This is a genomic window from Pseudomonas sp. AC083 (genome assembly GCF_979253165.1).
In genome coordinates this window covers 126,051-137,589 of sequence record NZ_CEEDDH010000019.1, presented here as the reverse complement: position 1 = coordinate 137,589, position 11,539 = coordinate 126,051, and the positions used below count along the sequence as shown (strand labels likewise).

9 protein-coding genes and 4 tRNA genes are annotated in these 11,539 nt (G+C 59.9%); 7 read left to right on the top strand and 6 right to left on the bottom strand.

Annotation, left to right across the window (positions count from 1 at the left end; all coding sequences use genetic code 11):
• The coding region (locus tag AC0IXA_RS23275) for a TetR/AcrR family transcriptional regulator (protein WP_471814565.1) at positions 1-454 on the bottom strand (454 nt) is incomplete at its 3' end.
• 103 nt (positions 455-557) lie between these two features.
• Between AC0IXA_RS23275 and AC0IXA_RS23270 the strand changes: the two genes are divergently transcribed.
• The 3 genes from AC0IXA_RS23270 to AC0IXA_RS23260 all read left to right on the top strand — a co-directional run bounded on the left by AC0IXA_RS23270 (position 558) and on the right by AC0IXA_RS23260 (position 4,979).
• Positions 558-1,745 carry an MFS transporter gene (locus AC0IXA_RS23270; protein WP_341638836.1) on the top strand — a complete coding sequence of 396 codons (1,188 nt, stop codon included), beginning with the start codon at positions 558-560 and terminating at the stop codon, positions 1,743-1,745.
• A gap of 114 nt (positions 1,746-1,859) precedes the next feature.
• Positions 1,860-3,011 carry a TDT family transporter gene (locus tag AC0IXA_RS23265; protein WP_471814564.1) on the top strand — a complete coding sequence of 384 codons (1,152 nt, stop codon included), beginning with the start codon at positions 1,860-1,862 and terminating at the stop codon, positions 3,009-3,011.
• Positions 3,012-3,107: 96 nt separating this feature from the next.
• Positions 3,108-4,979 carry an MFS transporter gene (locus tag AC0IXA_RS23260; protein WP_150741329.1) on the top strand — a complete coding sequence of 624 codons (1,872 nt, stop codon included), beginning with the start codon at positions 3,108-3,110 and terminating at the stop codon, positions 4,977-4,979.
• 103 nt (positions 4,980-5,082) lie between these two features.
• Here AC0IXA_RS23260 and sugE read toward each other — a convergent pair whose 3' ends face one another.
• From sugE to rdgC, 3 genes are all read right to left on the bottom strand, one after another.
• On the bottom strand, positions 5,083-5,397 hold the full coding sequence (sugE, locus tag AC0IXA_RS23255; RefSeq protein WP_024012188.1) for a quaternary ammonium compound efflux SMR transporter SugE: 315 nt from the start codon (positions 5,395-5,397) through the stop codon (positions 5,083-5,085).
• 120 nt (positions 5,398-5,517) lie between these two features.
• Positions 5,518-6,483, bottom strand: a complete 966-nt coding sequence (locus AC0IXA_RS23250; RefSeq protein WP_273528731.1) for a bile acid:sodium symporter family protein — start codon at positions 6,481-6,483, stop codon at positions 5,518-5,520.
• A 151-nt stretch (positions 6,484-6,634) separates the two neighbouring features.
• Positions 6,635-7,555 carry a recombination-associated protein RdgC gene (gene rdgC / locus AC0IXA_RS23245; protein WP_024012190.1) on the bottom strand — a complete coding sequence of 307 codons (921 nt, stop codon included), beginning with the start codon at positions 7,553-7,555 and terminating at the stop codon, positions 6,635-6,637.
• Positions 7,556-7,714: 159 nt separating this feature from the next.
• Here rdgC and AC0IXA_RS23240 point away from each other — a divergent pair.
• The 4 genes from AC0IXA_RS23240 to AC0IXA_RS23225 all read left to right on the top strand — a co-directional run bounded on the left by AC0IXA_RS23240 (position 7,715) and on the right by AC0IXA_RS23225 (position 8,248).
• Positions 7,715-7,790 (top strand) — tRNA-Val (locus AC0IXA_RS23240).
• Positions 7,791-7,809: 19 nt separating this feature from the next.
• Positions 7,810-7,886 (top strand) — tRNA-Asp (locus AC0IXA_RS23235).
• A 190-nt stretch (positions 7,887-8,076) separates the two neighbouring features.
• A tRNA-Val gene (locus tag AC0IXA_RS23230) sits at positions 8,077-8,152 on the top strand.
• 19 nt (positions 8,153-8,171) lie between these two features.
• Positions 8,172-8,248, top strand: a tRNA-Asp gene (locus AC0IXA_RS23225).
• Between the two features lie 89 nt (positions 8,249-8,337).
• Here the strand turns inward: AC0IXA_RS23225 and AC0IXA_RS23220 are convergent.
• Both AC0IXA_RS23220 and AC0IXA_RS23215 read right to left on the bottom strand, forming a co-directional pair.
• The gene (locus AC0IXA_RS23220) at positions 8,338-9,507 is read right to left on the bottom strand and encodes a catalase family protein (RefSeq protein WP_471814563.1); all 1,170 of its coding nucleotides are present in this window, start codon (positions 9,505-9,507) and stop codon (positions 8,338-8,340) included.
• Positions 9,504-11,315 (bottom strand): di-heme-cytochrome C peroxidase, encoded by a 1,812-nt coding sequence (locus AC0IXA_RS23215; protein ID WP_471814562.1) that lies wholly within the window; start codon positions 11,313-11,315, stop codon positions 9,504-9,506. Before AC0IXA_RS23215 ends, AC0IXA_RS23220 begins: the two co-directional genes overlap by 4 nt.
• Positions 11,316-11,539: the final 224 nt, after the last annotated feature.

Below are 11,539 nucleotides of genomic sequence, written 5' to 3'. Positions count from 1 at the left end.
GCGCCACCACCAGATTGATCAAGCGATCAACACTCGGCGCCTTCTCATGCCGATAGCGATCAACAATGGTCTGCAACTGCGCACCGATGATCGCCACGCAATAGCCCGGCGTAGCGCTGGCCTGCACGTCGCGCATCATGTTGCGCCCGACCTCTGAACTCATCTCGTCGAGATATTGCTCGGCCCAGGCGCGGATATCGCCGCGCAGGCTGCCAGTGTCCGCCGGCTCGCTGTCCGGGCGCATGCGGGCGAGGGCGACGTCCGCCAGCAATGCTGCCAGATCACCCCAGCGGCGGTAGATCGTCGACGGCGTAACCCCCGCGCGGGCGGCAATCTGCGGGACGGTCACGGTGGAACGTTCCTGCTCTTGCAGCAGCGCATTGACCGCCGAATGAATCGACTCCTGCACCCGGGCACTGCGGCCACCGGGGCGTAAACCTTCTTTAATAGCCATGCGGCAGACCTTAACACAAAGAATTTGCTTTAAGCGCTGGGCGGTAGCACACTGCGCAAAAGCAAAAAATTAGCTTTTGCGGAGTGTGCCCATGACCAGCCCCTTGAATAATTTCGCTTCCCACCGGTCCAGCTTGTGGTTTCTGGCGATCACCTTACTCAGTTTTCTCGCCGCTTCCACCGCGCCGACGCCGTTGTATCACTTGTATCAGGATCAGTTGCATTTCTCGGCAGCGATGTTGACGCTGATCTTCGCCGTTTACGCTTTCAGTCTGTTGGCAGCGTTGCTGACGGTCGGTTCGCTCTCCGACCATTTGGGCCGCAAACCGGTGATCTTTACCGCCGTGTTGCTCAATGCACTGGCCATGTTGCTGTTCATCTATGCCGATAGCGTGGCTTGGTTGATCAGCGCACGGGTGTTGCAGGGTTTTGCCACTGGCATGGCCACTGCCGTTTTGAGCGCAACGCTGCTCGACACCGACCGGCAGCAGGGGCCGCTGATCAACAGTGTCGCGCCGTTACTCGGGATGGCTCTGGGCGGTTTGGGCTGTGGCTTGCTGGCAGAACTTGCACCGGCGCCGTTGCAACTGACCTATTGGTTACTGTTGGCGTTGTTCGTGTTGCAAGGCATGTATGTCTGGCGCCTGCCGGAAAGTGTCTCGCGGCAAGGCGGGGCGTTGGTGTCGTTGCGGCCCACCTTGCACGTACCGGTGCAAGCGCGTTCAACGTTATGGCGAGTGCTGCCACTGAACACCGCGACCTGGGCGCTCGGAGGTTTTTACGCTTCGCTGGCACCGTCGTTGGTGCGCACGGCCACTGGCTCTACCTCCAATCTGATCGGCGGTGCGACGGTCGCGGCGCTCACCGTGACCGGTGCGTTGATGATTTTTACGATGCGCAATCGCCCGGCCGCTCAGGCGCTGCGTCTGGGCGCGAGCCTGCTGCCGGTCGGGCTGATTCTGATTTTGCTCGGCGTGCATGGCGCCAGTCTGCCGCTGTTTTTCTTCGGCACACTGGTCGCCGGTTGCGGCTTTGGTTCGGGCTTTCTCGGAGCGGTGCGCAGCCTGGTGCCGCTGGCTTTGCCGCATGAACGAGCCGGCTTGATGTCAGCGTATTACGTGCTCAGTTATCTGGCGTTCTGTCTGCCGGCGCTGCTGGCCGGGTATCTGGCGCGCAACTTTGGACTGCTGGCGACCACCGACGGTTACGGCGTTGTGTTGATCGTGCTGGCCGTTGCTGCGCTGCTGCTCAGTCTGTGTCCGCAGACGGGCAGAGTTTGCAGCGCTCCTTAGCGCGTGTGGACGCTTATCTGCAAAACAGATAACAGTTAGAGATATTACCCGTTATATCGATATTCGATTCGGATCTACCATGGACTCAACCTCACCAGGGGACAGGAGTTCATGATGATTTGCCGCAACAGTGTCACCCCCGGCTACAAACCTTTCAGCCACCCTCAACATCCTCGTGAAGTGATCCGCCAGTTCACGCCGAACTGGTTCGCTGCGACCATGGGTACCGGTGTGCTGGCATTGGCGCTTGCCCAGTTGCCGCTGGCCATTCCCGGATTGCGCGCCGTGGCCGAGGGGCTGTGGTTGTTCAATATTCTCTTGTTCACACTGTTTACCGCTGCCTACGCCGCGCGCTGGATTTTGTTCTTTGACGAGGCGCGGCGGATTTTCGGCCATTCGACTGTATCGATGTTTTTCGGCACCATTCCCATGGGCCTGGCGACGATCATCAACGGCTTTCTGTTGTTCGGCCTGCCGCGCTGGGGGGACGGTGTCATTCATATCGTTGAAGTGTTGTGGTGGACCGATGTGGCGATGTCGCTGGCCTGCGGTGTGCTGATTCCGTACATGATGTTTACCCGCCAGGAACACAGCATCGATCAGATGACCGCGGTCTGGTTGCTGCCGGTGGTGGCGGCGGAAGTGGCAGCGGCCAGCGGCGGCTTGCTCGCGCCGCATCTGACCGACGCCCATGGGCAACTCGTCGTACTGACCACCAGCTATGTGCTCTGGGCTTTCTCCCTGCCAGTGGCGTTCAGCATTCTCACCATTCTGTTGCTGCGCATGGCCTTGCACAAACTGCCCCACGAAAACATGGCCGCGTCGAGCTGGCTGGCCCTCGGTCCGATCGGCACCGGTGCGCTGGGCATGTTGCTGTTGGGCGGTGAGGCGCCAGCGATTTTTGCCGCTAATGGTCTGCCCGGCGTCGGTGAGATCGCTGCGGGCCTGGGTCTGGTCGCCGGGATCACGCTGTGGGGTTTTGGTCTGTGGTGGATGTTGATGGCACTGTTGATCACCGTACGTTATCTACGCGACGGCATTCCGTTCAACCTCGGCTGGTGGGGCTTCACCTTCCCGTTGGGCGTGTATTCGCTGGCGACGCTGAAACTGGCAAGCATCCTCAACCTGACGTTTTTCAGTGTATTCGGTACCGCGCTGGTGATTTTGTTGGCGGCAATGTGGCTGATCGTCGGCAAGCGCACCGTGCAGGGCGCGTGGCGTGGCGAGCTGTTTGTCTCGCCGTGTATTGCAGGTTTGAAGAAATAATCCGAAAAGTTTAGGTAAGGTGTGGCCTGGATCGTGGTGCGGGAATCCAATAACAAGCACCCAGGCCTCACTACCTAACATCAGGAAACACGGAAGATGAGTCACCCCTCACAGTTCAACCTGTTGCGCACCCGGCGCTTTTTGCCCTTCTTTATTACCCAGTCGCTCGGCGCGTTTAACGACAACGTGTTCAAGCAGTCGTTGATCCTCGCCATCCTCTATCGGTTGACCATCGAGGGCGATCGCTCGATCTGGGTCAACCTCTGCGCGCTGCTGTTTATCCTGCCGTTTTTCCTGTTCTCGGCGCTGGCCGGGCAGTTCGGGGAAAAATTCGCCAAGGACGCGCTGATCCGTCTGATCAAACTCGCGGAAATCGCCATCATGGCCGTAGGATCGATCGGCTTCCTCTTCGATCATCTGTCGCTGATGCTGGTAGCACTGTTCGCCATGGGCACTCACTCGGCGTTGTTCGGCCCGGTGAAGTATTCGATCCTGCCGCAGGCCTTGCGCGACGATGAACTGGTCGGTGGCAACGGTCTGGTGGAAATGGGCACGTTTCTGGCAATTCTCGCCGGCACCATCGGCGCCGGGATCATGATGTCGTCCGAGCACTACGCGCCGGTAGTCTCCGCAGCGATCGTCGGCATTGCCGTGCTGGGTTATCTGGCCAGCCGCAGCATTCCGCGCGCGGCGGCCTCGTCGCCGGAAATGCGCCTGAACTGGAACATCTTCAGCCAGTCCTGGGCGACGCTGAAACTCGGTCTGGGCCAGACACCTGCGGTGTCGCGCTCGATTGTCGGTAACTCGTGGTTCTGGTTTGTCGGGGCGATCTACCTGACGCAGATCCCGGCCTACGCCAAGGAATGGATGCACGGCGACGAAACCGTGGTCACCCTGATTCTGACCGTGTTCTCGGTAGGTATCGCCCTGGGTTCGATGCTCTGCGAGAAGCTCTCGGGGCGCAAAGTCGAGATCGGACTGGTGCCCTTTGGCTCGTTTGGCCTGACCGTGTTCGGCCTGTTGCTGTGGTGGCATTCCGGTGGGATCCCGGACAGCGTCAGCGGCCATAGCTGGATTGCCGTGCTCGGCTTCGTGCACACCTGGGCGGTGTTGATCGACATCCTTGGCTTGGGCATTTTCGGTGGTTTCTATATTGTGCCGCTGTACGCGCTGATCCAGTCGCGCACGGCTGAAAACGAACGGGCGCGGGTGATTGCCGCCAACAACATTCTCAACGCGCTGTTCATGGTGGTGTCGGCGATTGTTTCGATCGTCTTGTTGAGCGTCGCCAAGCTGTCGATCCCGCAACTGTTCCTGGTGGTGTCGCTGCTGAACATCGGCGTCAACGCCTACATCTTCAAGATCGTTCCGGAATTCAGCATGCGCTTCATGATCTGGCTGCTCAGCCATTCCATGTACCGCGTCGAGCACCGCAACCTTGAAGCGATCCCGGACGAGGGCGCGGCGCTGCTGGTGTGTAACCACGTGTCGTTCGTTGACGCCTTGCTCATCGGCGGTGCCGTGCGTAGGCCGATTCGCTTTGTCATGTACTACAAGATCTACAACTTGCCGGTGCTGAACTTTATCTTCCGCACGGCGGGCGCTATTCCGATTGCCGGACGCCAGGAAGATATCCAGATCTACGAAAAAGCCTTCACACGCATCGCTCAGTATCTGAAGGACGGTGAGCTGGTGTGCATTTTCCCGGAAGGCAAATTGACCGCCGATGGCGAGATCAACGAGTTTCGCGGCGGCGTGACGCGCATTCTGGAGGAGACGCCGGTGCCGGTGATTCCGCTGGCGCTGCAAGGATTGTGGGGGAGTTTCTTCAGTCGCGATCCGAACAAGGGCTTGTTCCATCGCTTGTGGTCGCGGGTGACGCTGGTGGCGGGGCCGGCAATTACCGAAGGGACGGAGCCGGCGAAGTTGCAGGTGTTGGTGGGGGAGTTGCGCGGATCCGTCAGATAGTCGTTGACTGGACGGCCCTCATCGCTGGCAAGCCAGCTCCCACAGGTTCGATGGTGTACACCAATCTTGTGGGAGCTGGCTTGCCAGCGATGGGGCCGGTGGCCTAAGCGCTGACCTTGAGTCCGATCAACCCGGTAACGATCAACGCCACACTGACCAGCCGAATCAATGCCATCGACTCACCGAACAGAATGATCCCGGCGATCACCGTGCCCACCGCACCTACGCCGGTCCAGATCGCATAGGCCGTACCCAACGGCAATTCCTTCATCGCCAGACCGAGCAAACCAAGGCTGATGGCCATGGCGGCGACGGTGAGGGCGGTGGGAAGCGGGCGGGTGAAGCCGTCGGTGTATTTCAGGCCGACGGCCCAGCCGACTTCGAACAGGCCGGCGCAAAACAGAATGATCCAGGACATGCAGGACCTCCATCGATTGACGGGGTCGTCCCCAGATTAATGACTCGATCGAGCCGCAGGGTCGTCCCCGCGTTGCGCAATATACTGACGAGCATTAATCCGGGGATCAAGTTTTCAGCCTCAATCGGCAGCCCGTTGTGCGAGGCTGTCGCGGTCTTCCTTCTCGCTCATGCGCCGGAAGTACGTCGACAGCAGTGCTCCGGAAATATTGTGCCAAACGCTGAACAGCGCGCTCGGCACCGCCGCCAGTGGCGAGAAGTGCGCACTGGCCAATGCCGCGCCCAAGCCCGAATTCTGCATGCCGACTTCCAGTGCCAGCGACTTGCGCTGAGCCAGCGGCAGGCCGAACAGGCGCCCGGTGAAGTAGCCGAGCAGATAACCGAAGCTGTTGTGCAGCATGACCACGGCCATGATCAGCAGGCCGGACTCGGCGATTTTCGCCTGACTGGCCGCCACCACGGCGGTGACGATAATCACGATGCTGACCACCGACACCAGCGGCAACACATCCACCGCATGCCGCACCTTGTCGCCGAGCAGACGCTGCGCGACCACGCCGAGAACGATCGGCAGCAGCACCACTTGCAGGATCGACCAGAACAGCTCCATGAACGATACCGGCAACCACGCCGAGGCCAGCAGCCAGATCAGTGCCGGGGTCAGCAGCGGGGCGAGGAGGGTGGTGACGGCAGCAATGGCCACGGAAAGCGCCAGATCACCGCGTGCCAGCCAGGTCATCACGTTCGAAGAGGTGCCGCTCGGGCAGCAACCGACCAGAATCACCCCGACGGCGATTTCCGGAGGCAGGTGAAACACCTGGCAGAGCAACCACGCCACACCGGGCATGATCACGAAATGCGCAACCACGCCCAGCGCCACCCGCCACGGATGGCGAGCGACGGCAGCGAAGTCGTCGAGTTTGAGGGTCAGGCCCATGCCGAACATCACCAGACCCAGCAGCGGTACGATCGCGCTTTTCAGGCCGATGAACCACGCCGGTTGCAGAAAGGCCACGACGGCGAATATCAGAACCCAGTAAGCGAAGGTATTGCCGACAAAGCGGCTGAGTGCAGCCAGTGCGCGCATGGCTTGATCCTTGTTATGTGAAAGCGTTAGGAAGCTAAGCATACGTCGCCAACAAAAAGATCGCAGCCTTCGGCAGCTCCTACAGGAAAACTCGTCTCATGTAGGAGCTGCCGAAGGCTGCGATCTTTTAAGCTTTCACACGAATAACGGGTCAGATCCCCTGCGGCATCTCTTCCCCACCCAACGCTTCAACCAGTGCCGGCAGGAAGTCGCCGAAGGTCAGCATCATCAGGGTGAAACTGGCATCCAGTTGGCCCAGGGCTTCGTCGCCACCGTCCTGTTCCGCCTGATCCTGCAACAGATCCTCGAATTTCAGGCGTTTGACGGTCATCTTGTCGTCGAGCATGAACGACAGTTTGTCCTGCCAGGCCAGCGACAGCTGAGTAACGACTTTGCCGGTGCTCAGGTGCAGCTGGATTTCCTCGCTGGTCAGGTCCTGACGCTTGCAACGGACGATGCCGCCGTCTTCGTGGGTGTCGCGCAGTTCGCACTCGTCCAGCACATAGAAATCGTCGGCGGCTTTCTGCGTGGTGACCCACTCGGTCATCACCGCAGTCGGTGCCATTTTCACTGTCAGCGGACGCACGGGCAGGGTGCCGATCACTTCGCGCAGGGTCGACAGCAGGTCTTCGGCGCGTTTCGGGCTGGCCGAGTTGACCAGGATCAGGCCCTGTTTCGGCGCGATCGCGGCGAAGGTCGACGAACGACGAATGAACGCGCGCGGCAGAAAGGCCTGGATGATTTCATCCTTGATCTGGTCGCGTTCCTTCTTATAGACCTTGCGCATCTGCTCGGCTTCGATCTCCTCGACCTTTTCCTTGACCGCGTCACGCACGACGCTGCCCGGCAGGATACGTTCTTCCTTGCGCGCAGAGATCAGCAGGAAATCGCCGCTGACGTGTACCAGCGGCGCATCTTCGCCCTTGCCGAACGGCGCAACGAAACCGTAAGTGGTCAGCTCCTGGCTTGCACACGGCCGCGCCAGTTTGGTCGCCAGTGCAGTTTCCAGCGCCTCGGCGTCGACAGGCAGGTCTTGGGTCAGGCGATAGATCAGCAGGTTCTTGAACCACATGGGGCGAGTCACTCCTTTATACAAAGGGGGGCATTATTGTCTTCGCCGGGGCATAGGCCAACCCTTCTCTAAGCCTTTGGAAGGCCTCGGAAAATTATTTAAAAAAGTGCTTGCCAGAGGTGGGGGTGCTCCGTAGAATGCGCGCCACACCGAAGCGAAGGGTGATTAGCTCAGCTGGGAGAGCGTCTGCCTTACAAGCAGAATGTCGGCGGTTCGATCCCGTCATCACCCACCATTCGTTTCAAGTGTTTAGCGCAGCGGTAGTTCAGTCGGTTAGAATACCGGCCTGTCACGCCGGGGGTCGCGGGTTCGAGTCCCGTCCGCTGCGCCATATTCGGTAACCTGGACCACTGAACGCCAGGTCGCCACGGAAAAACCCGCTGAAGCGGGTTTTTTTCTGTCTCAAGGTTGTACCCGCGGGATGTATCGTTTCACCGGTTTTCAGATTTTTTTGAAAAATATTCAATTAAATCAACACTTTACGAAAACCTGTGGCATAATGCGCCCCGTAACGAAGCGAAGGGTGATTAGCTCAGCTGGGAGAGCGTCTGCCTTACAAGCAGAATGTCGGCGGTTCGATCCCGTCATCACCCACCATTCGTTTCAAGCGTTTCGCGCAGCGGTAGTTCAGTCGGTTAGAATACCGGCCTGTCACGCCGGGGGTCGCGGGTTCGAGTCCCGTCCGCTGCGCCATATTCGGTATCTGGAACTGAACGCCAGACACCACAGAAAGCCCGCCTTGTGCGGGCTTTTTGCTGTCTGCGATTTATAAAATCGCCGCGCTACTGCGCCGCATTGCGGGCCTGCCGATAATCGCTCACCGCCTCGTACACTGCCTTGCGCAAGCGATTGATCCCGCCAATCGGCCGATGCGCCTCGATGCCGAACCACGGATTGAACGACAGGTTGTCGCATTGCAGATTCAGCGCCGGCGTGTCGAAGTCCTGCGCGGGCAGGGTGATCCGCGCCACGGTTTCAAACGGTGCATCCTGCTCACGCCACTCAATGCTCGTGTCTTCGATGGGCATGTACTTGTTCGCGTCCTGGCGCTGGATCTGCAAGGCGAAGCACGCCGGCACCCGATCCGTCGACAACTGTTGATTCAGTGCACTGCGCAGAAAATTCGGCAGGTCGTGATTCTGTTTGGGCAGCGTATACGCCGGGCAACGCTCCGGATCCGGCACGACGCGGAATTTCGCATTGGCCTCACCGAACTTGTAGGGCGATACCGAGAAATATGTGGTCTCGGTCGGACTGTCCGGCGGCGCTGACAGCGTAGCCAGCGCGATGAATAGATGACGGACCTGCCAGGTGCGCGGATCCCATGTCGGAAAAAACGCCATGACCTTCTTGCCGTCAGCCTGCGCCGCCACATTCTGACGATACTCTGCGACATTGCTGACAAAGAAATTCGGATGGCTGAACATCACGAAATCCTGTTCATGCTGGTCCTGGCGATTGCCGAGCAGTTGTGCGCCAGGAACCTCAAGCAACTTGATCGCCATTCCGCGCGCGTCGCGAATGCTGTCGAATTGCGGATAGGCATTGCCGTTGGACAACCGGATCAACGCCTGCCAGGTCTTGCCCGGCTCGCTGAACACACCCCGTCGCAGCGATTGCGCCAGTTCCGGTAACACCTGCACTTGCGCCTTCACGCAGCCATGCGCTTTGGCGTGGGCATCGCGCAGATAACGCGTGGGTTCGCGGTGCTGGTCGACGATGCGCACTGCGGTTTGAATGATGTCCTGGGTCATCGCCGCTTCGCCCGCTGGAATCTGTTCCTGTGCAGATACCGGCCCGCGATGCTGCCAGGCAAACCACGCGGTGGCGATGGCCCAGCCGAGCAGGCCGATGATCAGCAGCACCAGCAGCGTCTTGCCGAGCAAACGCCCCAGCCAGAGCCAGAAACGCGCGAGTGGCGGCAGTTCTTTTTTGAATGTCGGCATGATCATGGCAACTGCGCCTCCAGTGGTCCGCCCAGTACTTTCAGGTATTCGAGCAACGCCCAGCGCTCCTCGGGTTGCAGGAGGCGGCCGATCACCCCGTTACCGCGAGCGCCGGCGCGGAATTCGTGGCCGCTGTTGCGGTTGCCGCTGATGCGCGTGTCGAACAGAAAACCGTTGGTGAAAGGCTCGGTGCGATAGCCGAGGTGGCGCGGATCGTATTCGAGCGTGCCTTTGTAGAAGGTCGTCGCACGCTCGTCCTGCGGTGACAGCAACTGATAGATGCTCGGCACCGAACCGTTGTGCAGAAACGGCGCAGTCGCCCACACGCCAGCCAGCGGTCGGGCCTTGTAAGCGACTTTCTCGCGCACGCCGATCGGCAGGCCGAAACCATCCATGCGCGGTTTTTCTTCCGGCGTGATCTGCGCGTCGCGATAGGCACGGTCTTCCACGAATGCGGTGACGTAAGCCAGGCCCTTGGCCACCGACAATTGGCTCAGATCAAGCGGCTCCTTGGGTTCGGGATGCAGTTTGACGTCCATCTTTTCCAGCTCTTTGACATCCCATTGCAGCGCGCTCAGGTCGAAACGGTGACTGGCAATGTTGTTGGCGGCGTTCGGATCGGTGCCGATCACCTCCACGGGAAGCATGTGCAAGTGCTGCACCCAGCGTTCGCCTTCCTGCGATTGGCGCGGGACATGGCAGCCGGCACAGTTTTCCGCGAACAGCGTGTGGCCTCTGGCGGCCAGCGGCTTGTCGATCGCACCGAACAGATCTTCCGGCCAGGTTGGCGGCTTCAGCTGCTGCAAGGTTTCTTCGATGGCGTGCAGATCGCGCACGCGCACGCTGGAGGGATAGCGCTCAGCGCCTTGCAGCGGCTGACCGTTGGCGTCGAAGAAATTCAGCGTGGCACCGACGCCGAGCGCCTCGCCGATATTGCGCGCCATTGGCTGCTGGGCCGAGCCGTTCCACTGCACCCAGTCGAACGTCCACATGTCCCACAGCTGCGGGTAATCCACCGGGGCATCGGCCACGCGGTAGTTGGCAGGGGAAATCGCATCGCCAAACGTCGCGTTGGCAATCCGGCCGAACGCATCGGTGCGCCCCGGGCCTTCCTCGGTCGGGTACAGGCCGCGATGAGTGTCGTTCCAGGCCACTTTGACGAAGGTGTTCAGCGAGGTCTTGAACTCCTTGCGCAATTGTTCGCGGCGCGCTTCGTAATCATCTCCGAGCACCTGACGGGCGAAGCGCTCGAACTTCCACGGGTTGTAGTAAGTCGAGGCGAGACTGGCGACCAGGGCCTGTCCGAAACTGCCACCGCGCAATGTAGGAACGCTGGAAGGCAACACGTGTTGTGCGGTGCCGCCATCAATGCGCACGGCCTGGCCTTTGAAGCGCAACTCGCCGGTGTGGCAAGCGGCGCAGGTGATGTCCAGATAATGCTCGGAGGCGTTGCCGGGATTCTGGTGCCGGGCAAAACCGACGGGGAGGTTGCCGGGGTTGTTCGCGCTCGCTTTCTGCTGCGGGTCGACCAGGAAGCCGAAACGGGCGAGATATTCAGGGGAGGCGAAGCGCTGCTCGGAGAAGGGCAGTTCCAGCGCTTCAAACCACTCGTAACGCAGGCCTTTGACTTGCGTACCTTGGGGCGTGAAGTAGTAGGTCTGCCGTTGCTCTTCGCTCCATTGATCCAGGTAACGTACCTGTTGCGGCGGGGTGTAGAAGGGCAATTTCGGATTGGCGACGTAATAGACGATCACCGCGAGGGCGATTACCGCCAGCATGATCAGCAGAGCGAGAATGCGGGATAAGAGGCGCAAGTTGAACATCCTTGTCGAATTGTTGCGCTGTTATGCCTGAGCGCCGCTGGCTGGGCAAGTGGCCATTACGCCAGATACTGAGTCAGGAGCCGACGAGCCTTGTCGTCCGTGAATGACAGAAGCTTCATCCAGCCGTTGCCCAAATGCGTTTTAATCCCTGAACTTATCGGAAGATTCCTGCTCTCATGCCGGTAGCCATTGGTCGTGGCGGCCTGATAAGCTCG

Coding starts and splice junctions, on each gene's coding strand:
- AC0IXA_RS23265 (WP_471814564.1), top strand. CDS start 1,860: ATGATTTGCCGCAACAGTGTCACCCCCGGCTACAAACCTTTCAGCCAC.
- AC0IXA_RS23260 (WP_150741329.1), top strand. CDS start 3,108: ATGAGTCACCCCTCACAGTTCAACCTGTTGCGCACCCGGCGCTTTTTG.
- sugE (WP_024012188.1), bottom strand. CDS start 5,397: ATGTCCTGGATCATTCTGTTTTGCGCCGGCCTGTTCGAAGTCGGCTGG.
- AC0IXA_RS23250 (WP_273528731.1), bottom strand. CDS start 6,483: ATGCGCGCACTGGCTGCACTCAGCCGCTTTGTCGGCAATACCTTCGCT.
- rdgC (WP_024012190.1), bottom strand. CDS start 7,555: ATGTGGTTCAAGAACCTGCTGATCTATCGCCTGACCCAAGACCTGCCT.
- AC0IXA_RS23220 (WP_471814563.1), bottom strand. CDS start 9,507: ATGATCATGCCGACATTCAAAAAAGAACTGCCGCCACTCGCGCGTTTC.